The sequence below is a fragment of the Fibrobacter sp. genome, from assembly GCF_017551775.1.
GTDB lineage: Bacteria > Fibrobacterota > Fibrobacteria > Fibrobacterales > Fibrobacteraceae > Fibrobacter.
In genome coordinates this window covers 1-23,680 of record NZ_JAFZKX010000092.1, presented here as the reverse complement: position 1 = coordinate 23,680, position 23,680 = coordinate 1, and the positions used below count along the sequence as shown (strand labels likewise).

The window sequence follows — 23,680 nt, the reverse complement described above, 5'->3', positions numbered from 1 at the left end:
CGCCTGCGTATTTCCCGATTGTAACGAATGTACTACTTGTCGCACGTCTTGAAGAAGCAGCTGCGGGCGCCCGTGTGGCAAGCGACCTGCGGACCCTGCATGCGGACCTTGAACAGTAGCGCATCGGAGTCGCAATCGGCGGCCCATTCCACTACGGTCATCACGTTGCCGCTGGTGTCGCCCTTGTGCCAGTATTCCTTGCGGCTACGGCTCCAGAACACCATTTCTCCGCATTCGACCGTGCGGCGGAGGGCTTCTTCGTTCATCCATGCCATCATCAGCACGTCGCCCTTGTCGGCGTCTTGCACGATAGCCGGCGCAAGCTTTACGCCGCCGAATTCAACTTCGAACTTGATCTCTTTGATTAAATCATCGAATTTCATCTTAACCTCTCACCTGGCCGTTGCCGCGGAGCACCCACTTGTAGGTGCAAAGGCTCTCGACTCCCATGGGACCGCGAGCGTGCAGCTTGTCGGTAGAGATGCCCACTTCGGCGCCGAGACCGTATTCGCCACCGTCGGCGAAGCGAGTGCTCGCGTTCACCATCACGCTGCTGCTGTCCACATTTGCAACAAAGTAATCTTGCACGGACGCGTCTTCGGCGACCACGGCTTCAGTGTGGCGGCTGCTGTTGTTTTCGATGTGGTCGCAGGCTTCGGCGACATTGTCCACGAACTTGACGCTTGCCTTGAGGGCGAGGTATTCGTGGTGGTAATTGGAATCGTCTCCGATATCCTTGATGCGACTGTCGTGGCTCTGGGCGTCCTTGTTGCCGAAGAGTTCTACGCCGCGGTCGGCGAGGCAGTCCAGAAGCTTCTTCACGTTTGCGTCATCGATATGGCGGTCGATAATCACGCATTCCATGGCGTTGCACACGCCGGTGCGCTGCGTCTTGGCGTTGATGAGAATGTTCACGGCCTTGTCCATGTCGGCGGACTTGTCGATATACACGTGGCAGATGCCGTTGAAGTGCTTGATGACGGGAATCTTGCTCTGTTCCACAACCGCACGGATAAGGCGTTCGCCACCGCGGGGGATGACGAGGTCGATGCAGTCGCTTCTCTGCAGGAGCATGCCCACCAGGTCGTGGCTCGTTTCGGTCACGAGTTGCACGGCGTTCTCGTCGATGCCGTTTTCAGCGAGAGCCTTGTGGAAGATTCCGGCGAGGCATTTTGCAGAATTGATAGATTCCTTGCCGCCACGGAGGATGACCGCGTTGCCCGCCTTGAAGCAGAGGCATGCGCCGTCGATTGTGACGTTCGGGCGGCTTTCGAAAATGAAGAACACGGAGCCGATAGGCACGGCAACACGGCTGATCTTGATGCCGTTCTTGAGTTCGCGGGATTCAAGGACCTTGTTCAGCGGGTCGGTGAAGGCGGCGATTTCTTCGGCGCCCTTGGCCATGGCTTCGATGCGGGCGTCGTTCAGTGTCAGGCGGTCCATCTTCGCGTCGTCGAGCTTGCCGGCTGCGGCCTCGAGGTCGAGCTTGTTTGCGGCGAGAATGGCCTGTTTTTGCTCGCGGAGCAGCTTTGCCACGAGGTTCAGCACCGCGCTACGCTTGTCGGCGCTCAGGGTGCGGATAGTCTTACTTGCGTTTTTGGCGTTTTTTGCCAAGATTTCGGAATATTCTTCCAAGTTGGAATAATTTTGAGTCATGTTTTTAATATAGAAAATTGATTTTGCTCACACTTTTGTGTATTTTACTGATACAGGTTTGTTTTTACCCACGACATTAACTTATAGTCGCGAGGTATCGGACTTGGGTGCTTGGCTCGGCGTGTTCTCTCCACGCCGAGTCTTTTTATGACTGCTCGCGCTACGTCTAGGGTATTAAATTGCTCCGGTATGCGCTCGCTCTCGCGACCGCCCCTGTTTAAGAACAGGGGCTTTGTCGCTCACGGTACGACCGCTCGCGCTACGTCTAGGGTATTAAATTGCTCTGGTATGCGCTCGCTACCCCCGCAAGGGGGGCCATGCCCACATAAGCGCTAAAGCGCTAAGTGGTCAAAGGTCGCGACCGCCCCTGTTTAAGAACAGGGGCTTTGTCGCTCACGGTTTGTTATTTTTCATCGAATGGGTTCCTTATGAGATTTTGATGGCTTTTTTATTTTCGCTCGTCTTGGGATTGTTTTCTGGATGTTCTGACAGAGATGATCACACGCTAAAAAAAGAGAGCGAAATCATCGAACCTTCTAATGGAAAGAATACGCTCCAAACGGCTGTTCCTCCATTGCCGAATGAAGGAGGCGTAAAAAAGATTCTGTCGATTTTAGAAGAAATTCATAATCATTGTAAAGGGAAGGCCCAATACAATGAATGCTTCTGTGAAAGGAGCAATTTTTCTGGCACTGTTATTATTGACGGAACCAAATATAATTGTCGCAGAAATGTATCACGGCAGTTTCAAAATAAACACATTGAAATCGTAGACTCTGCGAAAACTATTGAACAAGAAAAGAGAAAAGAAGTGCAGGGCAAGTTCAACCAACATGCGCAGTGCCTTAAATCAAAAAAAGTAAATATTCTCGAAGATTCGGTTCGTTTCAAGTTTGTTTTTGATTCTTGCTGGACTGAATACATGCAAGAATAGATGAAATTATCTTATATTAAAGCAGCGGTTGCCGAGCAAAAAGCGATTTGGTTTTCTCAACAGTGTACAAAATGAGTCAGTGAATAATGAGAAAATACCTTGTATTGTTCTTTTGTGGAATTCTTTATGCGCAAAAGCCAAGTGTGGAATTGTGCGCCGCTTTTGGACGTGATGATTGCGGTGACTGCTCCGATACTTATTCAATCTATATTGCTGATGCCAAACCTATAGAAGAACATCCCGTATGGAATTTGAAGGACTCGGTATCGTGTAAATGTGGCTCTTGGGCGAAGCCCTTGTACACATTACATGGTCTTCCGGGAACGGCTTTGCCTGCTTTGTCTTTTTCGTCGTGTTCGCATATTGGAAGTAATGAAAAAAGGACTATTTCGATGCCTAGACCACCAACGGTTGCCTTGGAAACTTTCGATGGCAGACAGGTTCATTTTGCGAAAAATCTTGCATCAAGAAATGAGGTAGAGGCTTTTTATGGAAAGAAAGTTGAAGCCTATTGGAAAACGTCTTTTGTTTGCCAAGGGGATAGTTTAAACAATACGACTTTGAATTATCGAATTGATGCAGTGCTTGTCGGAGAATGTTCGAAAGAATTTCTCAAATCGGTGAACAGACGATAATTCATTTGTGTGTAAAAAAAGGTGCGGCAAGACCGCACCTTAAATTTTTCGTTTTGTTGGCTTCTTAGAGCAGGTTCACGATGGCGGTGAACAGCGCGTCGGCGAGGGCGTTCGTTTCGAGGCCTTCGAACACGCTGAACTGGTTGAACATGATCTTGCCTGCGCCGAACGGAATCATCTGCATGTCCACGCCGGTTTTCACTTCGCCGTCCTTGATGCTCACGGAACGCGCGAACACGGTTGCGCCCGGCAGTTCGTTCAGGGAGAGTCCCGGCATCACCGCGGCGGCGTTGTGGTCGAGGATGTTTGCACCGCCGAACACCGGCAGCAGAGCAGAGCCCTTCGGGAGGTAGTGCAGGCTGATGCCGTTTGCACCGGTGCTCCAGTTTGCTTCGACCGTGCAGTCGAAGTTGTGGCTCTGGTTCATGAAGTCGATGTCTTCGGGTGTCATGTCCGAAAGCAGGAGCGTCTTTCCACCATTCTTCGTGACGTCGACAATCTTGTTCAGGATTTCATCGGGCCAGGAACTCAGGTTTGCCGTGAAGATAATCTTTTCCGGACCGGAGAGGGCGGCGAGTGCGTCGCTGGATTCTTCGCTGTTGTCGAGGAAGCATACCTTGTCCATCGCGCTCTTCACGTCGGCGCTTTCGATCACGATCAGGTCTTCGGCGGAGGAATGGACTTCCTTGCCGTTGTCCTTGAGCACGATGCGAATCTGGAACTTGCCCGTGTTGCGCGGCGCCATGAGTGTGCAGATGCCGAGCTGCGTAAGGCTTGTCTTGCCGGTCGTTTCTTCGGGGAGCATTTCCTGCTTGCTCAGTTCCTTGCCGGAAGCGTCGACGAGGCTCACGTCGACAGAAACGTTCTCGAGGCGGTCGTTGTTCAGGAGCGTAAGCTGGAAGCTCACTTCGCTCTGAGGGGCGACCACGTGTTCAAGTTCGCTGATGAGCACGCGGCTCGGGGTCGTGATTTCCTTGCAGAAACCTTCGAGTCCCTTGCTCTTGCGGTTTTCGTCGCAGACACCGGAGAAGTCCGTGCCGAAGTCCGCCCACTGGTCCAGGAAGAAGCCGGAAATCTGCGGGTTGCTCTGGAAGGCGGTAATCTGGTCGAGCTTGCTCTTGGCCGCAATCGAGCGCGAGCTTTCGATGAACGCGGGTACGGAGTCCCACACGGAGAAGCCGGATTCCTTGATGAAGGTTTCGATGGACTTGTACGTGTTCTTGACTGCCTTCTGGTTCTTGTTGGCGCGCGGGCCCTTGATGTTCGTAGCCGTGTTCGGGAGCAGCGTGTGGTTCTTGATGGTCACCAGCATCTTGTTGCTCACGTCGGTCGCGGAATTGTCGTCGCCGTCCTGGAAGTGGCTGTCGCCGAATCCGGAATCGGGCACCATGAGCTCTTCTTCGTCCTTGTTGAAGCAGTGGGCGAGGTAGTGCGTGTAGGCGGCGTTCGGGTTCATCCTCGGGCGCACGGAAAGCGATGCGAACTGCGAAATGCGGTCGACTGAGACGGGGAGAAGCTTGCCCGTATCCTTGTGGAAGTTGCCCTCGTTATCGATGTAGATACTGTCGAGGTTGCTGATGGTGGGGCGCGTCATGTCGACGGGGCTGATGGTGTTCAAGAGCTTGTTGCCGTTCTGGAGCATGAACGTGCCGTTCTCGGAACCGAGCACCCAGGCCGCGATACACGGATGGTTGTGCTGTTCCCTGACGATGTCGTTGATGAGGTCCTTCGCGTAGTCGAGACCGGTAAGCGTGGAACGCATCGTGTGGATGGGGAATTCCTGGAAAACGAGGAGGCCGATTTCGTCGCAGATGTCGAGGGCTTCGGTGCTGAGCGGTGCGCCGCAACTGCGGATGGTGTTGAAGCCCGCCGCCTTCACGGCGAGGAGGTCCTTCTTGAGGTTCGGGTTGCTTGTGGTCCAGAGGCCGCCCTCGCTCCACTGCTGGTTGTAGCACACGCCCTGGAGCTTGAGGATGGAATCGTTCAGGTAGAAGTCGCCCTTGATGCAGTCGAACTTGCGGAAGCCGAATGTGCGCACGACGGGGAAGGAGTATTCGGGAGCCTTGCCCTTGCCGCCCTTGATTTCCATCTGGACTTCGATCGCGAACATGTTGGGCTTTTCGGGGCTCCACACGCACTTGGTGCGGTTGAAATCCTTGATGCTGAGCGTCATGCGGATGGTCGTGTTTTCCTTGTCGAGCTTCGGATTTTCCTTGAACCACTCGTACACGTCGCCGTTCGGGTTGCGCATGAGGATGCGGAGTCGCGTGCTGAATCCGCGCGGGTTGTTGAACGCGATTTCGAGCGTCACGCGTTCTTGGTCCATGTCGGGCTCGACATGCAGGTCCGAAATGAAGGCCGCGTTGCCGAGAACCAGGTCCACGTGTCCGAAAATGCCTCCGAACGGGTACTGCGTCCAGGGCAGGCCGACCGGCACTTCGCCCGGGTGGGCGTAACGGTCGTTGGCGCCTTCCTTGCTCTCGCGCCCGAAGTCGATGCGGCTGTTTGCGGCGCCCATGTTGGCCACGCGGATGCAGAGCACGTTCTCTTCACCGAGCTTGATGGCTTTCTGTGTTTCGAGAATGAAAGGCGTGTAGGCACCGAAGTGGTCGCCGAGCAGCTTGCCGTTGAGCCAGATGGTGGCGTGTGTGGCGATGCGCTCGAAGCGGAGGAATATGCGCTTGGTGACCTGTTTTTCGTCGTCGATAGTGAAACGCTTGAAGTAGAATGCGCAGTCTTGCGACATCAGAAGCTTCTCGAACGACCTTTCCCAGATGTGCGGAACCGAAACTGTCTCGGTGTCTTCGGGGAATGTGGCGTACCAACGGTTGGATATGCCGGAATCCTCGGTGTCCCACTTCATCTGCCAGTCGCCGTCAAGGCTCATAATCTTGTTCATTCGTGTTTCCTTTATAAATTTTCAGCGTAAAGATAGAAAAAAACGGGCTAATCCCTTTACAATGGATGCAATTTTTCTATATTTCGTGGCCCCAATAGCAACCCTAAAAGGATTACAAAAATGTATTCTATTGTTGAAACAGGTGGTTTCCAGTACAAAGTCGAACTGGGCAAGGCCTACAAGGTCCCCACGATTGACGCCGCTGTTGGTTCCGAACTGGAGCTCAAGTCCGTTCTTCTTTTCTCCGGAAAAGAAGTGCAAGTCGGCACCCCTGTCCTGAATGACGCCTCCGTGAAGGTTGAAGTTCTTGCCCACGGCAAGTATGACACCGTCATCGTGTTCAAGAAGAAGCGTCGCACTCGTTACGAACGCCGTAACGGTCATCGTCAGGGCTATACCGAGGTGCTGGTCACGGAACTTCGCTCCGGCGCAGAATCCGCTGCTGTCGATCCTCAAGTAATTACCCGCAACCGCGCTCGCGTGGCTGCCCTTGCCAAGCAGAAGGAGCAGAACAAGCCCCTCACTCGCAAGGAAAAGATTGCCCAGGGTCTTCCGAAGCCGGCCAAGGTCAAGAAGAACTCTCTCCGCAAGGCTAAGGAGGCTTAATCCATGGCACACAAGAAAGGTCAAGGTTCCGTACGTAACGGCCGCGACAGTAACGCCAAGTACCTTGGTGTTAAGAAGTACGCGGGCGAAACCGTCAAGGCTGGCAACGTTCTCGTTCGTCAGCGCGGTTCTCACTTCCACAAGGGCACCAACGTCGGTATGGGCAAGGATTTCACCCTGTTCTCCCTCGTTGATGGCAAGGTGAAGTTCGAACACATTGACGCGAATCGCCAGAAGGTTTCTGTCTACCCGGAAGAAGCCAACTAAGTTCGTTCAAGTCGAATTTGAAAACCGGACGCTCAGGCGCCCGGTTTTCTGTATATATAATATAGTGTAAAATGCCGAAGCCCTTTCGGGACTTCGGAAATCTTATTTGGAACTGGCCTGCTGGCTGGCCTTTTTCTGCCTGTAGACGATTATGGCGAACCAGATGATTCCCGCGAGGATCATGAGGCTACAGAGCGTCTGCCCGCGGCTCATGCCGAACAGGTCGACGCGCCCGAGATGAGCGTCGGGCCTGCGGAAGAACTCGATGAAGAAGCGGAAGGTTCCGTAGCCGATGAGGTAGAGGCACGGCATCTTGTCGCGCAGCAGCGGGATGCGCCTCAGGTTGTACAGAACGGCGAAGAGGATGACGCCCTCGAAGAGCATTTCGTAGAGCTGGCTCGGGTGGTGCAGAATCGGGTTCGTGATGGGACTGTCGTGCGCGAGCGGGAAATACATGCCGATGGGGCTCGTGGTCACTTCGCCGAAGAGTTCCCCGTTGATGAAGTTGCCGTAGCGTCCCCAGGTGTAGGCGAGCGGGGCCGCGAGGAAGCAGAGGTTGAGCGTCTTCCACAAATCCATCTTGTTGCGCTTCATCCCGATGACTGCGAAAATGGTACCGAGAATCATGCCTCCGTGGTAGCTCATTCCCGCGATTCCCGTGAAGTGCCAGCCGAGCGCGTCGTGCGTGAGGGGGAGGATGATTTCCGTCGGGTTCGCGAAGTAGTAGGCCGGCTTGTAGAAGAATACGTACCCCAGACGGGCGCCGATGAGGATGCCCGCGATGGCCCACACGAAAAGGTTGTCGAACTGTTCCTTCGTGTACCCGAGATTTTCCTTCGAATTGATTTTCCACATGGTGAAGTAGGCGGTGACGAAGGCGAAGATGTACATCATGCCGTACCAGTGGACTTCAAAGTTCAACAGGGGAATTGTGAAGGCTATTCCGTCAAAGTAGGTCGGTATCAAGTTCCACCAGGAAGGTTCCATAAAAATCCTCGTATTTTATTCTAAATCTAGTAATTACTGCGCTGTTATTTTTTGGGCCAGAGCGTCTGGTGGGCCCAGTAGTTCATTATCATCGCCGCCACCTGGCATGCGGGCTGCGAGCGGTAGCCCTGCAGGTCGTGTACCTGCATGATGACGACGATGACCGCCTTCGACGGGTCGTCCTTCGACTGCGCGAATCCCATGAACCATTCGTATCGCCCGTGCGGGTCCTGCCCGTCGAGAGAGCCGGTCTTTCCGCCGATGGTGAGCGCGTTGAAATTCTTGCGGGCCATGTTGCGGGTCGAAATCTGCCTCCTTGCGGTTCCGTTCGTGACGGAGCGTATCATTGCCTGACGCAGCCCGTAATAGGTGTTCTCGCTGAACTTGCCCACGTCTAGCGCGATGCGCGATTTCGGGGCGAAGCCGGGGATGTCTTTTGCCCACGGGATTTCGAGCGGCTGCTTCAGGAGGATGGAGCGGACCTGCGCTGCGGCAAGGAGCGGCGTGAGGGTCGTCGCCTCGGTAAAACCGCAGCTTGCTTCGGCGAGGCCGTAACCGGAATCGGGCGGGTTGTAGGCGGAGCGCGCCGGGATTCCGCCCGGGAAGTTCATGTTGTAACCCAGGTTCCGTGCCGCTTCCCGCAGGCGCTTTGCACCCGTGTTCATGCCGATGATGGCGAGCGGCGGGTTCGCGGATTTCGCGTAGGCGTCTTGTAGTTCTATGGTCGCGCCCTTGTAGTTCTCGGGCACGCGCAGCTGGTTCTTGTACAGCGTGTGGTGCGCGCCTCTGTCCGGAATCGGGGAATTCAGCGAATAGCGGTTGCTTTCCATGGCGGCGGCGATCGTGATGGTCTTCGCGAGCGATGCGGCGGGGAAGGTTTCCTTCACGAAGTAGTCGGGGCTGTTCTGCACCTTGTAGCCCTTCGTTTCGCCCCAGGCGATAATCTCGTTGCTCTTGGGTTCGACTACCAGGATGGCGCTGTGCATGGGCCTGAATCGGCGGAGCATGTTGTCGATTTTCTCGGCGAGGAACACGTCTTTCTGGGCCTTGATGTGCGCGGAATCTACGGGGTCGTTTTCGGGAATGGCCTTTGCCGCGGTATCGATGTCCGCGGAATTGCTCGCTTCCGGTGCCGCATCCGTTGTTGCCACGGCTTGGCCAATAAGGCTCTTCAAGGCGGGCTCGGTTATGGGGTCATTCGGGGCTTTCTTGAGGGAATCGTTGTTGGATTCCGCTGTGGAAATCCCGTCTTCAATCTGGTCGGAAGGGTCCGCTGCGGACGAAGTCTGCTTGACGCCGTTTACTATCAGGCTTTTTTCTTTGGCGTTACTGGATATATATATGCACGATCCTATGGATGCGCATATGATGACGAACAAAGTAATAGCGATGCAGCGGTTGCGGAGTCTTTTCTTGTAAGGGAGTCGGTTCTGGGGGTCGTAATAATACTTCATTTCACTTGAAAAACTTTATCATTTGAAAATCGTCTTACGGTAGTAGGCGAGTTCGGCGATGCTTTCGCGGATGTCGTTCAGGGCCTCGTGGCGCTTTTCCTTCTGGAATTCCTCGAGTTTCGGGTACCAGCGGAAGGTCAGTTCCTTGATTGAGCTGACGTCGATGTTCCTGTAGCAAAGCCAGTTCGAAATGTTAGGCATATATTTATATAGGAAGCGCCTGTCCTGCGTAATGGAATTCCCGCACAGGACGTTCTTGGTCTTTTCGGTAAAAGGCTTTATGAAATCGAGCGTCACGGCTTCCGCGTCGGCGGTGGAGTAGCGCGAACGGCGGCAGCGGTCCACGAGCCCGCTTGCGGTATGGTGCGTTGTGTTCCATTCGTCCATGGATTCGAAGACGTTCTCGCCCTGGTGAATGGCGATGACCGGTCCTTCGGCCAGGATGTTCAGTTCAGCATCGGTGACGATGGTCGCGACTTCCAGGATGACGTCCTTTTCAGGGTCGAGTCCGGACATTTCAAGGTCCATCCAGACCAGGTTGGAAGAGCTTTTCTTTTTAGTCATATCGGGTGCAAATGTAGTTTTTTGTGTGGCGGTCAATGAGCCTCTTTTACAATTAGTGTTATTTGTCCGCCTTTTTTGTTGTTTTGTCTAACTTACAGGATGATGAGAAATAAAACACTTTAATGTAAGAAAATTATTTGCTATATTCGGCCTCGTTAATTTGTTATACAGGAAACTACTATGGAAGAAGTTGTAATTACCGGTATGGGCTGTGTTTCGGCCCTTGGCAATTCCCCCGACATCCTCTGGGACAACCTGCTGCAGGGAAAGTCCGGCGTTGCTACCATCGACAGGTTCGATGTTTCTACGCTTCCCGTCAAGATCGCTGCTGCGGTCAAGGAATTTGACAGCTCTGAATATTTCAGCAACCGTGACCAGTCCAGGTACTCGAAGTGCATTCAGTATGCCGTCTATTCTGCTTTCCAGGCCATGAAGAATGCAGGAATCGACCCGAAGGCCGAAGATCCGTCCCGCTCGGGCGTGATTATCGGTGCCGGTATCGGTGGTATGCAGGCCTATACGGACAACGCGGTGATGCTTGCGAACCGTGGTCCGAACCGCGTTTCCCCGTTCTTCATTCCGATGTCTATTACCAACATGCCGGCAGGTGAGGTTTCCAACCGCACTGGCTGGATGGGCCCCTGCTTCGCAGTCGTTTCTGCCTGCGCTACGTCCAACCATTCCATCGCCGCCGCTTTTGACGCCATCCGTCTTGGCCGCGCCGATATCATGCTTGCCGGTGGTACCGACGAAACCGTGAACCCGCTCGCTCTCGCTGGCTTTACCACGATGCATGCCTTGAGCAAGCGCAACGACGATCCGGCTACCGCTTCCCGTCCGTTCGACAAGGACCGCGATGGTTTCGTCATGGGTGAAGGTTCCGGTATCCTCGTTCTCGAAAGCCTGAGCCATGCCAAGAAGCGTGGCGCCAACATCCTGGCTCGTGTTGCCGCTGTTGGCATGAGCGCCGATGCTCACCACATGTCCGCCCCGCGTGAAGACGGCGAAGGCGTGCGTCTCGCCATCCAGATGGCTCTCCGCGATGCCGGTATTTCCCCGAAGGATGTGGGCTACGTGAATACCCACGGTACTTCGACTCCGCTTGGCGACGTTGCCGAATGCTCCGCCCTCGAAAAGGTTTTCGGTGCTTCTGACAACCTCAAGGTGAACTCCTCCAAGTGCATGATTGGCCATGCCCTGGGTGCCGCTGGCGCTCTCGAAGCCATCATCACCGTGAAGTCGCTGCAGAACCAGATGATCCACGCGACCACCAACGTGTTCAACCAGGACGAACGCATCCACCTGGATGTCTGCGCCAACAAGAATACGAGCCACGATTTCAAGTACGCCCTCTCCGACGGCTTCGGCTTCGGCGGCCAGAACAGCGTGCTCCTCTTGGCCCGCGACTAATAATAGTTGCTAGTCAATAGATCTTTAAAAATCCCTAGAGTATAAACTCTGGGGATTTTTGCTTTGTTCTTCTTGATGGAAAAACTAGTAACCAGCGACCATTGACTATTAACCATAAAAATCTATCTTTACGGGCGTGAAATTTTCACTTTCAAAATGTTTTGCTGTTTTTGCGTTTGCGTTGGCTTGCCTCGCGCAGCCGGTTCTGGCGGCTCCTTTCGACCCGCCGACCTGGCGTGATTCCACATGGGATTACCGCAGCGAGGATTCCGTTGATATTAAGTCTGAGGTTTCTTGGTGGAAGGCGGGGGCTGTTGGCGGAATAACGCTTTCGTCTTATGCGGCCGCCTATGTGTTCGTGTTTGCGAAGGGCTGGTGGGATAACGATTCAAGCCATTTCCATTTCGAGAACGATTTCGATTATGCGCTGAACTTGGACAAGTTCGGGCATTTTGCCGCCGGCGTGATTCTCGGTGAGAGTTTTTATGAAGGCTACCGCTGGGCCGGCCTTTCGGAATTCAAGTCTTACCTGTTCGCTGGCCTTTCCGCAATGGCGACGCATATCGCTATCGACGTGAAGGACGGCTATTCGCCTGCTTGGGGCTTCAGCATATTTGACGTGCTGTCAGGAACCCTGGGCGGATTTTTGCCGATGGCGGAACGCTATGTGCCTGTTTTCAAGTATGTGGACCTCAAGTGGAGTTACTGGATCAATACCACGTACTACTACGACAAGACGACCCATCGTGGCGAAGCGATTTTTACCGACGACTACGTGAACCAGACTTTCTGGGCCTCTTTCAAGCCGTACCGCCTTTTGCCTTCGGTGGTGCAGAAGTATTATCCGAGCTGGCTTGCGTTCGCCGCGGGGTTGAGCATCAACGAAAAGGCGATGGATTTCCATGCGGATGACGCGGATAGGCGTCGCGAAGTTTATCTTGCCATCGACTACGACCTTGAGGCTTTCCGCCCGCAGAGCCGTTTAGCGCGCTCGCTCATCAAGTACCTGAATTACTTCAAGCTGCCCGCCCCGGCAATACAAGTTTATCCGGAATTCCACTGGTTCTTGCTTTACCCGATTAAGTTCTAGCTAGCCTAGAAAGGGAAAAGCGATGAAACTGAGCCAGATCAGGATTCCTGTGTAGAATCCGCCCAGAAGGTCATCCGCCATCACGCCCCAGGCTCCGGGGAATTTCTCAAATTTGTGTATTCCGAGCGGTTTCAGGATGTCGAAGACTCGGAACAGCCCGAACGCGGCGGCCAGAATCCAGGGGTGGGCGATGATGATTTCGGCCGGAATGAATGCGAGGCTCATGAAGATGCCGCAGACTTCGTCAATGACGATCCAGCCGGGGTCTTCGGTGCCGGTATCCTTCATCGCTTTTTTCACGAACGGGATAGAGGCGAAGAATACGATGAGGGCCGCGACGAGGAATAGCCCGTAAGACCGGGTGCCGGTGGTCTGCTCGTTGATGACGTGGGTGTACTGGAACCAGTATCTGGAACTCAGGATGGCCATGGGGTAGGCGACAATCGCGGCGGCGAGGCTTCCCATGGTGCCGGGTGCCTTCGGGCTCATTCCCGAACCGAAAAACGTCACGACGAGAGTGGTGAACCAGTCCGTCTTGCGCCATTCGTGCGGCACACGCTTCTTTCCGTATTTCTCTTTCAGTTCATCGCGATTCATATTTGGCCTCTTGTTGCTGGTCGCTGGTTTATACCGCAGGTGCCTCCGGCCATGGGGCTTCGGCGCGTTCCCTTTTCTGCTCTTCGCGGGCGAACCTGCGCTTTTTCCAGGCTTCGAGCTGCTCCTTGAATGCGGCCCTGAGCCTTTCCATCCCGATGTTTTCGCGGGCGCTTATCTGGATTGCCTCGGGGTAGTTTTCCCGAAGTTCGGTACGGCGCGCCTCGTCGCAGATTTCGGCCTTGTTGAACACGCGGATGCGGGGCGTTTCCTTGTCGATGATGCCTTCGAGCGTCTTGTGCGTGACTTCTAGGTGGTCGCGGTAGTCCGGCGCGCTCCCGTCAACGACTTCCAGAATGCAGTCCGCATGTGCGGCCACTCCGAGCGTGCTCTTGAAGGTCTCTATGAGGTTGTGGGGGAGTTTGCGGATGAACCCGACGGTATCGGAGAGTATGATGTTTTCTCCGTCCAGGTAGAGTTTGCGCGTCGTGCTGTCGAGGGTCGCGAACAGCTTGTCTTCCACGTACACGTCGGCACCGGTCAGGCGGTTGGTGAGCGTAGACTTGCCGGCGTTCGTGTAGCCGACGATGCCCACTTGGAAAATGTCGTTGCGGTTTTCGGCCTGGCTTTCGCGCGCCTCCTCGATTTTCTCGAGTTTTTTCTTCAGTTCCTGAATGCGCTTGCGGATCATGCGGCGGTCCGTTTCCAGCTGGGTTTCGCCCGGGCCCTTGGTGCCGATACCGCCGTTGTGCTGGCGGCAAAGGTGCGTCCATGCACCGGTGAGGCGCGGCATCATGTACTGCAACTGCGCGACTTCCACCATCAGGCGGCTCTCTGCCGTGATGGCGTGTTTCGCGAAAATATCGAGAATGAGGCCCGTGCGGTCGAGCACCTTGATGCCGGGGAGCCGCTGTTCCAGGTTGCGCACCTGCGAGCCGGAAAGGTCGTCGTCGAACACGACCATCTTCGCGTTTTCTTCTTCGAGGGCGCGCTTGACTTCGTTCACCTTGCCTTCGCCGATGAGGGTGGCCGGGTTGAAATTCTGGACGCGCTGCAAGAAGCTCTTGACGACGACTGCGCCTGCAGTTTCGGCGAGTCGCCCGAGTTCCGCAAGCTGTTCGCTTGCCATCCAGTTTCGAATCTTCGGGGTGGAAATCCCCACGAGAATGCAGCGTTCCTTTTCCTGTTTATGTTCTGCGGGCTGTTTCATCTATGTTCTAGCAATTTCCGTTCAGTTTCAGGAACCAGTAGTCTTCGCTGTTGATGCTGCTCCCTTCGGAACTTGTCGCATCGGCGAGTTTCGCGAGGTCTTCCGCACCTGCTTGTGCATTGTTCTGCACGTCGGCTTGCGCTTTGTTTTCGGCCTCGGGCGCATTGCCTTGGGCTTCGTTCTTTGCGGAACTGTCTATTGTTTCTTCCATGCGTAGAATATAATAAATGTTGGTGAAAAAAGCGCAGTTTTGTGAGGGGCAAAAAACTATATTGCGGATATGCGGCTTTGGCTATCGACATGCCTTGACAATTTCTCCTCCGAGTTCGATGACATCGAGGAAATGTTCAAGCGTGGGCTCACGAGGCTCATCTTGCAAAAGCGTGGCCGCGGGGGCGCTCCTTCCGCGAGCGAAAGCGAATATGACCGCTGGCTCCTTTCTCTCCCGTTGGAATACCGCGATCGCATTTGGGTGCGCGGCACTCCCGACATGGCGGAGCGTCTGGAAGTTCGCGGTTGCGTTGTCGATGCGGGCGTGCTTGCGGGCGATGTTCCCGAACGCTGGAAGCGCATCGACTGCGTCGTGATTTGCCGTGACCCGGAAGAACTCGTGAATTTGCCCGAATGGGTTTCCGCCGTCCTTGTCGGCCCTGTTTATCAGCCGCAGTCGGCACTTGAATCTGTAAAGACTCTCGGGGCTCAGTCATTTGCCCGCATATTCGAGAACGCGAACGAGAATCTCCCGCGCGTAATCGCCTTCGGGGGAATCGACCACGAAAATCTGGACGAATTTAAGAAACTCCCTTTACAGGGAATCTCCGTGCTGGGCGGAATCTGGAACTACGCCGACCCCGTCAACGCCTTCATCAAGCTCGGGCGTGCTTGCAATAACTAGCGGCTGCGTATTTTAGAAATTCTCGATACTCCGTTGTCCAGAATTTCTTTTTTGATGTATACACCGTCATTATCCGGTTTTGCCCGAAGTTTTTGACCGTTGACGCTGAAGTATTCCGTGCGGACGACCTTTCCGGAAATCTTGAGGTCGAGAGAGTTCATGCCGCGCTCGACGATATGCGTCGTTGTATCCGGTTCCTTATACGGTTTGTCCGGATCGTCGACGACCAGCTTGATTCTCGCCTGGCTCTTGCAGCCGGTCTCGTTCGTGTAGGTGACCGTGTAGTATCCGCTCTTGTCGCCATCCACGTTCTTGAGCGTGTTCTCGCGGGTGGTGGACTTGAAACCGTCCGGACCTTCCCATTTCCAAATTTTGCCGTCCCACGGGTGCGGGCCGAACTGCACCGTGGCGCCCTTTGCAACCATCAAATCGAGTGTCTCGTTCCAGCCGTCGTCTCCGACCTTCACGTAGGGGACAATCTTCGTGCCGCTGCACGGGCCCACGACCTTCTTGCCGTCGCACACGCCGATGGAATCGGGGATGTCGATCACCCGCGGTTCGAAATCCTTGATGGGGAAGGCCTTTATGAGTTTAGCAGTTTCTTCGGCGGTAATCGGGAGAATGGTCCCGTGGCGGGGTGTGAAAGCGCCGCTCGTCTTGGTGTCTTGCACGAACTTGAAGTTTTCGAGGTCCGGGCTGCTCGTAAACTGGTAATGGTTGTTGGCGTAGCAGTCGTACATGAGCACCCAGGAATTCTGGTTGATGAGCTTGAATACTCCGGCTCCTTCCACGGCCTCGGTCGTCTGCTGCAAAGTCTTGCTCGGCTTGCTCCACTGCGATCCGGTGGCGGATCCGCTCTTGGGCATGAGCGAGCTCGCGGTCACCTTGCAGATGCCGCCGTCGCCTTCGTTCTTGTAGAAGGCGTGGTACTTCTTGTCGATGGGATTGTAGACGATGTCCATGTCGATGGTCGACTTGCCGCGGTCAAAGAAGTGTACCGGGTCGCCTTCCAGGTCGGTAAAGTCCTTGTTCGCGTAGGCGTAGAATACCTTGTCGTAGCTGATGGTGCCGTCGTTGGTCAACAGCGAAAAGTATACGAGTGGGCGGCCCTTGGTGCCGTCGCCGTTGTCGTAGGTGTCGTCCCAGAACGTTTCGGGGGCCCACACGCGGGTCACGTTCGCGAAGTTCTTGCCTTTATACTTGTCGGGGAAATGCACTGTGGCGTGCTTCCAGCTGATAAGGTCGCGCGATTTCATGAGAACCATGCCGCGGTTGCTCGACCAGCCTTCGTCGCTTTTCATGTCGGTATTCACCATGTAGAACCATCCGTCGGGCGCGCGCAGCACGTGCGGGTCGCGGAGTCCCTTCTTGATGCTCACCGTATCGGCGGCCACCACGCGGTTCCCGTTGTTCATCACGGTAAAGTTATAGCCGTCGTTGCTCAGCGCGTAGTAGATGTTCTCGTTGTTGTTGGCCGGAAAGTACGCGAAAAGGTAGTTGGAATAGGGCTCGTAGCCGTGGATGGAAACCTTGAACGCCACGTCCTGTTTCTTGTTGGACATGTCATCGTGTACGGTCGCGGTGAGCGTCACTTCCTTGTTCTCGCCGACAAACCTGCCGTTGATGTGGCCGTCATGGCCCAAAAAGAGTGTGTCGCTGCTTTGCCAGGTGATGGGGAAGGTCTTCCCGCCAAGCTTTATGGTGTCGAGGAGAGAGAGGTCGTCGTACAGGTCGTTTGCCGCGTTGCCCAGGTTCAGACTATCGACCGCGCGCCAGAACGGAGTGATATCATCCTGCGCAAAGGATACTCCCGCAATCGCAAAATTCATGACGAGGGCTGTGGCGAAAAATTTTTTCATGTCATTTTCCTGTATACAAAAAAACGGCTGAAGATCTCTCACGCTTCCCTATGCGCAGCCGCTATTTCACAATATAAATTTACGTTTCGAAAAAATGTGTATACAGCGATTTTTTGTGTTGAAAAATTGTCCATTTTGGTGAAAAAAGGTGCGCTGGGAGCTTCCTGAACTGAAAAAACTGTAACTTGTTGTTTAAAAAAAACATACATATTCCATTTTGGAATAGAACAGGTTGATTTATTTGGTTTTTTGAGCATATATTTGGGCTATGGAACAGGCAAAAGCCAAAATTTTAGTTGTTGACGATACTAAGACGAACATTGAAGTCCTTGAAAATGTCTTGATGGATCACTATGACGTCTTTGTTGCGAAGAATGGTAAGAAGGCTATCGAAATCGCAGAAAAGGTCCTGCCGGACTTGATTCTTCTCGATGTGATGATGCCCGAGATGAATGGCTACGAAACAATGAGGGCCATGAAGGGGATGGAATCACTCAAGAACATTCCGGTCTTTTTCTTGACTGCGAAATCGGATAACGAAAGTGAGCAGATCGGGCTTGACTTGGGCGCGGTGGACTATATCGGGAAGCCGTTCAACCCGCAGCTCGTTTTGTTGCGCGTGAAGAACCAGCTTGAATACAAGCGCCAGCGCGACCACCTGCATGAACTTGTCGACGAGAAGACGGCCGACTTGCGCCGTACCTTGAAGGTCATGCTCACGAGTCTCGGATCGCTTGCGGAATTCCGCGATCCTGAAACGGGCGGTCACATCAAGCGCACTCAGGTAATCGTGCAGCGCCTCGCCGAGGTCTTGCAGAACAACCCGAAGTATACGCAGGCCATCCCGTCGAGCGAGTATGTGGACTTCTATGCGACGGCAGCCCCGCTTCACGATATCGGCAAGGTTGGTATCGAAGACGAAATTTTGCGTAAACCGGCAAAACTGAACGAGCAGGAACGTGAAATCATGAGCAAGCACCCGAGAATGGGTTACGACGTGCTCATGGATGCCACCAAGGAACTGCACGACAACCCGATGGTGCGCATTGCGGCGGATATCGCGCTTGCCCATCACGAACGCTGGGACGGACAGGGTTACCCGAGCGGGCTCAAGGGCGAGGAGATTCCCGTTGGAGCGCGCCTCATGGCGGTAGCCGACGTGTACGACGCCCTCGTCTCGCGCAGGCCCTACAAGGATGCCTACCCGCACCAGTTTGCCGTTGGAGAGATTGTAAAGGCGAAGGGGACGCAGTTCGATCCCGACGTGGTCGACGCCTTCCTTGCAATCGCCGATGAATTGCCCGCAACCTACGAACTGTTTAAGGACCAGACTCATTGACAAGGAATATTGTGAATTCCAAACGCCGGAAACTTAGCTGGCGCATATCGATTGTCTATATGGTACCGCTTGTTGTCGCAACGGTACTTTTGGTCTTTGCATTCCTTTTTTATCTCGAAAATACGCTTATATCGACTGCCTACAGCAGTTCCGAGTTGCGCCTCCACAAGACGGTCGAGGCCTGCGAAAACATACTGAACAAACACCAGGCCGATTTCGACAAGTTCATTTCGAATGTCGGTTCTATCAACAAGCAGAACGCCAAGTCCATTCTCGGCAAGCGAGTGCATAAGAACGAAGGCGTGCTCGACGTGTTCTACGGTTCCGTGGAAGGCGAATACATCAGTGGCCGCGGAAACATTCTCGACAAGGGTGTATCCGAGTTCCGCACGAAGGACTGGTACCTGGAGGCTTCCAGAAACAAGGGTGTCGCCATTACGGGACCCATCATGCGCAAGTCGCTCAACAAGCAGGTTCTGACGCTTTCGCAGGCGATTCGCGACAAGAACAATCGGGTCAAGGGTATCGTCGGCGAGGATCTGGATATCCAGATTATCAACCAGGCGATGAGCGACGGGATTGACAAGTCCGATGGCGGAATCATCCTGATGCTGGACAACAGCAGCAATATCATTTCGTATTATCCGGAACAGACGAACCTGGGTAGAATCGATCTCGACAGTATCGGCACGCTGCTCGATATGGTCACGAGCGCAATCGATGCCGATTCACTGTTGATGTACGGGAACGGGAATGTCGTCCGTATGGAAAAGACGACCAACCACCGCCAGACTTTCGTGTTCATGGCGTCGGCGATGACGAAGAATCCCTATTACCTTGTTCGTATTCTGCACCAGAATACCGTGGTCGCCAAGTTCAACGAGCGTTTTCAGGGAATCAAGTTCGCGCTTATCCTTGCGGTGATTGTCCTCATGTCTTTTGCGGGTCTTGTCGCCCGAATACTTTTCAAACGCTATATCGAGAAAGACCTCAAGGACAGCGTGAGTTCGAGTACGCTGTTCGATACGTTGCTTTCGAGCCCGAACTTTACGCTTATCCTTACGAATGACTCGTTCGATATCCTTCAGGCGAGCAGCAATGTCGTGAAGTTCTTCACCGATGCCGACGATATCAAGGGCGAAGTGTTGTGGAAATTCATACCTTCGGAACAGTTCAAGAAGTTTGCGCACAAGGTCGCTATGGGCGGCGAGCTCGACGACAGCGAGAGAAAGACGCTCGTGAAGGTGAGGAACACGAAGGGGGAGGATTTCTGGTGGGAAATATTCTTCCAGCTTCTCGTAGAAGATGACGGCAGTATTCGCTACCTGTTCATGATTACCGACGTCACGAGCGGCATCCAGAAGGATACGATTCTTGATACCATCATGCTTTCGGCCGACCGCTCGCTTTTGATGATTTTCGACCGCACGCGGCATATCAAGTACATGTCGAAGCATCTCGGCGATATTTTCCAGAAGGACTGGCGGAGCCTTGTGGGCTTAGCGCTAGAAGACCTTGCTTCTTGCGGCATTCCGGACAACGTGATGGAAGCGACCGCGAAGGCGTTCGACGAAGGCGTAATTTGGAAGGATTCGTTCATGTTGCCCTCGAACGAAGGGCATGGCGAAATCTGGTTCCGCGGCGAGGCGGTGACTCTCAAGGCCGACGAGGCCGTGGTGGGCTACATGTTCTCGATGACGGATATTTCAGAAATCATCGCGGCCCGCGAAATTGCGGAACAGGCGACGCAGGCGAAGAGCGAATTCCTTGCCAACATGAGCCATGAAATCCGCACGCCGATGAACGCGATTATCGGTATGGCGCACCTGATTTCCGATACGGATCTTTCGGAACGCCAGCGCAACTTTGTGGACCGCATCGGGCATGCCGCGAAGTCCTTGCTCGGTATCATCAACAACATTTTGGACTTCTCGAAAATCGAGGCGAAGAAGCAGGAACTCGAAGTCACGCAGTTCGTGCTGCAGGATGTCATCAGCGAGGTGGCTTCCCTTGCCGAAGTGCGTATCGCCGGGCGACCGATTGAACTTATCGTGGACGTGGATCCCGATATTCCCGAGACGCTCATGGGCGACCCGCTTCGCCTGTCCCAGATTTTTACGAACCTCGTGAACAACGCTACGAAATTCACCGAGAAGGGCGATATCACCCTCAAGGTGGAAATGGAGAACGTTACCGAAAAGAACGTGCGCCTTGCCTTCAGCGTGAAGGATACGGGTATCGGCATGACGCCCGAACAACTGGGGCGCCTGTTCAACGCGTTTACGCAAGCCGACGGCTCCACTACGCGCAAGTATGGCGGAACGGGCCTCGGGCTTGTCATCTCGAAGTCCCTCGTGGAACTCATGGGCGGCAAGCTTCAGGTCGAAAGTACTTCCGGCGAAGGCTCGCGGTTCTTCTTCAGCATATCGCTCCCGATTGCGCCGCAGGCGGGTGAACCCAAGTGGAAATCGGTCAACAGTTTCGCGGGCAAGAACATCTTGCTGGTGGATGACTGCGCCAATATGCGCTCCGTGCTCCGGCATATCCTCACGAAGTTGCACCTTGTCGTGGAGGAGGCGTGCTCGGCTGCGGAAGCGTTCGACCTCATCCAGGCTCACGAAGAAGCGGGCGAGGACCCGTACGATATTTTCCTTGTCGATTACAAGATGGGGCTCGAGACCGGCTTCGATTTTGCGAAGGGAATTCCCGAGAAAATGCGCAAGATTCCGAAGGTGCTCATGCACCCGCTGCATTTCGAAGAAGCCGAACAGGATACGGCGACGAAGCTCGGGTACAACAGCTGTATCGCGAAGCCGCCACAGATAAGCTCGATTCTCAGCGCCTTGCAAGAAGCGATGGGCATGAAGCTCACGTACCAGAAGGCGACCAAGAAGGAAAACCGCAAGATATACTTCAAACCGGCGAAGATTTTGCTTGTCGAAGACAACCTGATGAACCAGGAACTCGCCGTTTCGCTTTTGAATTCCGTCGGCCTTACCACGATGGTTGCGAACAACGGAAAGGAAGCGCTCGACCTTTTGAAGCCGGGTTCGTTCGACCTTGTGCTCATGGACTTGCAGATGCCTATCATGGATGGCCTTACGGCGACGAAGGAAATCCGCGACATGGAAGACCCGTATTTCAAGAATGTACCGATTCTCGCGATGAGTGCGCGCGCGTTCCAGAAAGACAAGGAAGAGTGTTTCGAAGCGGGCATGAATTCGTATATCGTGAAGCCCATCGATCCTTCGCTCCTGTACGAAGACCTCGCGAATTACCTGGCGATTGCTTCTGAAAGTTCCGTGCCGCACAACAGGACGCTTGTTTCTACCGGGAATGTGCAGCTTGCCGACGATGATGCGAATTTCCTCGCGCAGTTCTCGAAGGTCCGCGATTTCGACGCTTCTGTCGGGCTCTACCACGCGAACAACAACAAGACCATCTATATCAGAATCTTGCACGGGTTCGTCCGCGATTACAGCGGGAACAATTTCGAATTGCGCAAGCTTGTCGAAACCTCGAAATTCGAGGAGGCCACGCGCATCACGCATACCATCAAGGGCCTTTGCGGGACAATCGGTTCGTCGCATGTGCAGACGCTCGGCGCTGCCGTCGAGAACACGCTTTCGCAGAAGCAGCACGACTTCCCGGAATACAACAGGTTCGAAGAAGCGCTTCACAACCTAATCGAGGATTTGAGCGTAGTGTTGAAGGATATCGATGCCGACATGCCGGTGCAACCTACGAAACGCGAAGACCCGGAAGCTGTGGGTCGCTTGAAGGGCGTGCTGGGCAACCTGAAGGTCGCTTTGGATTCCTGCTCTTCGACGCGGTGCAAGCGCATTTTGGACGAATACGAAAATATCGCGTTCGATCCCGAAATCGAGACCCTGTTGCAGAAGATTGTAAACCAGGTCGACGATTACGAATTCAGCGAAGCGGCCGAAACGCTCGCCGAACTCGAAACCAAGCTGGGATAAAAAAGGCGACTCGTTAGTACGAGTCACCAGAGACTTTCCTGAATTGTCACCCCGGCTTCGAGTGTGTCATCCTGAGCGGAGAGCGTAGCTCGAAGTCGAAGGATTTGTTTTTACTTCACACCAATAAGAGACAGGTCTCTAACGGCTCCCTTATCAGCACTCGATGCCATAGCGGCATAAGCCTGCAGAGCCTTGGACACCACACGGTCGCGGTTTTCCGGCTGCCAAGCCTTGGCGCCACGGGCTTCCATTTCCTTGCGGCGTTCGGCGAGTTCGTCGTCGGTGAGCTGCACGTTGATGGAACGGTTCGGGATGTCGATTTCAATCACGTCGCCCGTGTGCACGAGGCCGATGTTACCCTTGTTGGCGGCTTCCGGAGAAGCGTGGCCGATGGAGAGGCCGCTCGTACCGCCGGAGAAACGACCGTCGGTGAGGAGGGCGCAGGACTTGCCGAGGTGACGGCTCTTGAGGTAAGAGGTCGGGTAGAGCATTTCCTGCATGCCGGGGCCACCCTTCGGGCCTTCGTAGCGGATAACGACCACATCGCCAGCCTTCACCACGTTCGGGTCGAGAATGCCCTTCACGGCATCTTCCTGGCTTTCGAACACCACGGCGGGACCGGTGAACTTGAAGATGGATTCGTCGACGCCGGCGGTCTTCACGATGCAGCCGTCCACAGCGAGGTTACCGTACAGAACAGCGAGGCCGCCGTCCTTGGTGTAGGCGTGTTCGCCGTCGCGGATAGCGCCGTTAGCGCGGTCGAGGTCGTGATCCGGGTACATGAAGTTCTGGGAGAATGCGACCAGGTTGTACTTGCGGCCCGGACCAGCGAGGTAACGCTGCTTAGCTTCTTCCGTCGGGTTGCGCTTGAGGTCGTTGAGTTCCAGGGCTTCGCCAATGGTCTTGGCGTGAACGGTCTTGGCGTCCTTGTGGAGCAGGCCCATGCGGTCGAGTTCACCGAGGATGCCCATGATGCCACCGGCGCGGTTCACGTTTTCGATGTGGATGTTGTGAACGGTCGGGGCCACCTTGCAGATGCAGGGCGTGTTGCGGGAGAGGCGGTCGATGTCCTTCATGGTGAAGTCGACGCCGGCTTCCTGGGCCACGGCGAGCAAGTGGAGCACGGTGTTGGAGGAACCGCCCATGGCGATGTCGAGGCGCATGGCGTTTTCGAAGGCGTCCTTCGTGGCGATGCTGCGCGGGAGGATGCTTTCGTCGTTCAAGTCGTAATACTGGTGGCAGAGTTCCACGATGCGCTTACCGGCGGCTTCGAAGAGCTTCTTGCGTTCGGCGTGGGTGGC

The 23,680-nt window shown here is 54.5% G+C and carries 20 protein-coding genes; 9 read left to right on the top strand and 11 right to left on the bottom strand.

The features are described from left to right. Window positions 1-32: 32 nt before the first annotated feature. Together hisI and IK012_RS11115 are read right to left on the bottom strand one after the other, a co-directional pair. Entirely contained in the window at window positions 33-383 is a 351-nt protein-coding gene (gene hisI, locus IK012_RS11120; RefSeq protein ID WP_173378837.1) for a phosphoribosyl-AMP cyclohydrolase, read from the bottom strand. A 1-nt stretch (window position 384) separates the two neighbouring features. Then, a complete protein-coding gene (locus IK012_RS11115) occupies window positions 385-1,656 on the bottom strand; it encodes a glutamate-5-semialdehyde dehydrogenase (protein WP_290954438.1) in 1,272 nt (423 codons plus the stop codon). 439 nt (window positions 1,657-2,095) lie between these two features. Between IK012_RS11115 and IK012_RS11110 the strand changes: the two genes are divergently transcribed. Both IK012_RS11110 and IK012_RS11105 read left to right on the top strand, forming a co-directional pair. Then, window positions 2,096-2,590, top strand: coding sequence for a hypothetical protein (locus tag IK012_RS11110; RefSeq protein WP_290954435.1), 495 nt, complete (start codon window positions 2,096-2,098; stop codon window positions 2,588-2,590). An 86-nt stretch (window positions 2,591-2,676) separates the two neighbouring features. Next, complete coding sequence (locus tag IK012_RS11105) at window positions 2,677-3,225, top strand: hypothetical protein (protein WP_290954432.1); 549 nt, start codon at window positions 2,677-2,679, stop codon at window positions 3,223-3,225. A 64-nt stretch (window positions 3,226-3,289) separates the two neighbouring features. Here IK012_RS11105 and IK012_RS11100 read toward each other — a convergent pair whose 3' ends face one another. Then, on the bottom strand, window positions 3,290-6,124 hold the full coding sequence (locus tag IK012_RS11100) for a glycoside hydrolase family 2 protein (RefSeq protein ID WP_173384365.1): 2,835 nt from the start codon (window positions 6,122-6,124) through the stop codon (window positions 3,290-3,292). Between the two features lie 120 nt (window positions 6,125-6,244). Here IK012_RS11100 and rplU point away from each other — a divergent pair, with 120 nt between their 5' ends. Both rplU and rpmA read left to right on the top strand, forming a co-directional pair. Continuing rightward, window positions 6,245-6,730: a 50S ribosomal protein L21 gene (rplU, locus tag IK012_RS11095; RefSeq protein WP_173378831.1), complete on the top strand. Its 486-nt coding sequence runs from the start codon at window positions 6,245-6,247 to the stop codon at window positions 6,728-6,730. 3 nt (window positions 6,731-6,733) lie between these two features. After that, complete coding sequence (gene rpmA / locus IK012_RS11090) at window positions 6,734-6,997, top strand: 50S ribosomal protein L27 (RefSeq protein ID WP_173378830.1); 264 nt, start codon at window positions 6,734-6,736, stop codon at window positions 6,995-6,997. 102 nt (window positions 6,998-7,099) lie between these two features. Here rpmA and lgt read toward each other — a convergent pair whose 3' ends face one another. Genes lgt through orn form a run of 3 tightly spaced genes read right to left on the bottom strand, consistent with a single transcriptional unit; the run spans window position 7,100 to window position 10,002 of the window. Beyond that, entirely contained in the window at window positions 7,100-7,984 is an 885-nt protein-coding gene (gene lgt, locus IK012_RS11085) for a prolipoprotein diacylglyceryl transferase (protein ID WP_290954425.1), read from the bottom strand. A 44-nt stretch (window positions 7,985-8,028) separates the two neighbouring features. Next, window positions 8,029-9,438 (bottom strand): penicillin-binding transpeptidase domain-containing protein, encoded by a 1,410-nt coding sequence (locus tag IK012_RS11080; protein ID WP_290954422.1) that lies wholly within the window; start codon window positions 9,436-9,438, stop codon window positions 8,029-8,031. Between the two features lie 18 nt (window positions 9,439-9,456). Further along, window positions 9,457-10,002 carry an oligoribonuclease gene (gene orn / locus IK012_RS11075; protein WP_173384363.1) on the bottom strand — a complete coding sequence of 182 codons (546 nt, stop codon included), beginning with the start codon at window positions 10,000-10,002 and terminating at the stop codon, window positions 9,457-9,459. 180 nt (window positions 10,003-10,182) lie between these two features. Between orn and fabF the strand changes: the two genes are divergently transcribed. Together fabF and IK012_RS11065 are read left to right on the top strand one after the other, a co-directional pair. Next, window positions 10,183-11,412, top strand: coding sequence for a beta-ketoacyl-ACP synthase II (fabF, locus tag IK012_RS11070; RefSeq protein WP_290954417.1), 1,230 nt, complete (start codon window positions 10,183-10,185; stop codon window positions 11,410-11,412). Between the two features lie 136 nt (window positions 11,413-11,548). Next, entirely contained in the window at window positions 11,549-12,502 is a 954-nt protein-coding gene (locus IK012_RS11065; RefSeq protein ID WP_290954415.1) for a hypothetical protein, read from the top strand. Here the strand turns inward: IK012_RS11065 and IK012_RS11060 are convergent, their stop codons facing one another. The 3 genes from IK012_RS11060 to IK012_RS11050 are packed head-to-tail and all read right to left on the bottom strand — an operon-like array spanning window position 12,503 to window position 14,517. Further along, window positions 12,503-13,099, bottom strand: coding sequence for a phosphatidylglycerophosphatase A (locus IK012_RS11060; protein ID WP_290954412.1), 597 nt, complete (start codon window positions 13,097-13,099; stop codon window positions 12,503-12,505). A 28-nt stretch (window positions 13,100-13,127) separates the two neighbouring features. Beyond that, window positions 13,128-14,306 carry a GTPase HflX gene (gene hflX, locus IK012_RS11055; RefSeq protein WP_290954409.1) on the bottom strand — a complete coding sequence of 393 codons (1,179 nt, stop codon included), beginning with the start codon at window positions 14,304-14,306 and terminating at the stop codon, window positions 13,128-13,130. A 7-nt stretch (window positions 14,307-14,313) separates the two neighbouring features. Next, on the bottom strand, window positions 14,314-14,517 hold the full coding sequence (locus tag IK012_RS11050; protein WP_290954406.1) for a hypothetical protein: 204 nt from the start codon (window positions 14,515-14,517) through the stop codon (window positions 14,314-14,316). A gap of 69 nt (window positions 14,518-14,586) precedes the next feature. Between IK012_RS11050 and IK012_RS11045 the strand changes: the two genes are divergently transcribed. Then, the gene (locus IK012_RS11045; RefSeq protein ID WP_290954403.1) at window positions 14,587-15,201 is read left to right on the top strand and encodes a thiamine phosphate synthase; all 615 of its coding nucleotides are present in this window, start codon (window positions 14,587-14,589) and stop codon (window positions 15,199-15,201) included. On the opposite strand, the gene IK012_RS11040 is transcribed toward IK012_RS11045, so the two are convergent. Beyond that, entirely contained in the window at window positions 15,198-17,060 is a 1,863-nt protein-coding gene (locus tag IK012_RS11040; protein ID WP_290954400.1) for a glycoside hydrolase family 43 protein, read from the bottom strand. The two genes, IK012_RS11045 and IK012_RS11040, sit on opposite strands and share 4 nt — an antisense overlap. Before the next feature lie 268 nt (window positions 17,061-17,328). Between IK012_RS11040 and IK012_RS11035 the strand changes: the two genes are divergently transcribed. Both IK012_RS11035 and IK012_RS11030 read left to right on the top strand, forming a co-directional pair. Then, the gene (locus IK012_RS11035) at window positions 17,329-18,399 is read left to right on the top strand and encodes an HD domain-containing phosphohydrolase (protein WP_290954397.1); all 1,071 of its coding nucleotides are present in this window, start codon (window positions 17,329-17,331) and stop codon (window positions 18,397-18,399) included. A 59-nt stretch (window positions 18,400-18,458) separates the two neighbouring features. After that, window positions 18,459-22,379, top strand: coding sequence for a response regulator (locus tag IK012_RS11030; protein WP_290954395.1), 3,921 nt, complete (start codon window positions 18,459-18,461; stop codon window positions 22,377-22,379). Between the two features lie 110 nt (window positions 22,380-22,489). On the opposite strand, the gene IK012_RS11025 is transcribed toward IK012_RS11030, so the two are convergent. Further along, window positions 22,490-23,680: dihydroxy-acid dehydratase (locus IK012_RS11025; protein ID WP_290954393.1), on the bottom strand; the 1,191-nt coding region annotated here is incomplete at its 5' end.

Coding starts and splice junctions, on each gene's coding strand:
- hisI (WP_173378837.1), bottom strand. CDS start 383: ATGAAATTCGATGATTTAATCAAAGAGATCAAGTTCGAAGTTGAATTC.
- IK012_RS11115 (WP_290954438.1), bottom strand. CDS start 1,656: ATGACTCAAAATTATTCCAACTTGGAAGAATATTCCGAAATCTTGGCA.
- IK012_RS11110 (WP_290954435.1), top strand. CDS start 2,096: ATGGCTTTTTTATTTTCGCTCGTCTTGGGATTGTTTTCTGGATGTTCT.
- IK012_RS11105 (WP_290954432.1), top strand. CDS start 2,677: ATGAGAAAATACCTTGTATTGTTCTTTTGTGGAATTCTTTATGCGCAA.
- IK012_RS11100 (WP_173384365.1), bottom strand. CDS start 6,124: ATGAACAAGATTATGAGCCTTGACGGCGACTGGCAGATGAAGTGGGAC.
- rplU (WP_173378831.1), top strand. CDS start 6,245: ATGTATTCTATTGTTGAAACAGGTGGTTTCCAGTACAAAGTCGAACTG.
- rpmA (WP_173378830.1), top strand. CDS start 6,734: ATGGCACACAAGAAAGGTCAAGGTTCCGTACGTAACGGCCGCGACAGT.
- lgt (WP_290954425.1), bottom strand. CDS start 7,984: ATGGAACCTTCCTGGTGGAACTTGATACCGACCTACTTTGACGGAATA.
- IK012_RS11080 (WP_290954422.1), bottom strand. CDS start 9,438: ATGAAGTATTATTACGACCCCCAGAACCGACTCCCTTACAAGAAAAGA.
- orn (WP_173384363.1), bottom strand. CDS start 10,002: ATGACTAAAAAGAAAAGCTCTTCCAACCTGGTCTGGATGGACCTTGAA.
- fabF (WP_290954417.1), top strand. CDS start 10,183: ATGGAAGAAGTTGTAATTACCGGTATGGGCTGTGTTTCGGCCCTTGGC.
- IK012_RS11060 (WP_290954412.1), bottom strand. CDS start 13,099: ATGAATCGCGATGAACTGAAAGAGAAATACGGAAAGAAGCGTGTGCCG.
- hflX (WP_290954409.1), bottom strand. CDS start 14,306: ATGAAACAGCCCGCAGAACATAAACAGGAAAAGGAACGCTGCATTCTC.
- IK012_RS11050 (WP_290954406.1), bottom strand. CDS start 14,517: ATGGAAGAAACAATAGACAGTTCCGCAAAGAACGAAGCCCAAGGCAAT.
- IK012_RS11045 (WP_290954403.1), top strand. CDS start 14,587: ATGCGGCTTTGGCTATCGACATGCCTTGACAATTTCTCCTCCGAGTTC.
- IK012_RS11040 (WP_290954400.1), bottom strand. CDS start 17,060: ATGAAAAAATTTTTCGCCACAGCCCTCGTCATGAATTTTGCGATTGCG.
- IK012_RS11035 (WP_290954397.1), top strand. CDS start 17,329: ATGGAACAGGCAAAAGCCAAAATTTTAGTTGTTGACGATACTAAGACG.
- IK012_RS11030 (WP_290954395.1), top strand. CDS start 18,459: ATGGTACCGCTTGTTGTCGCAACGGTACTTTTGGTCTTTGCATTCCTT.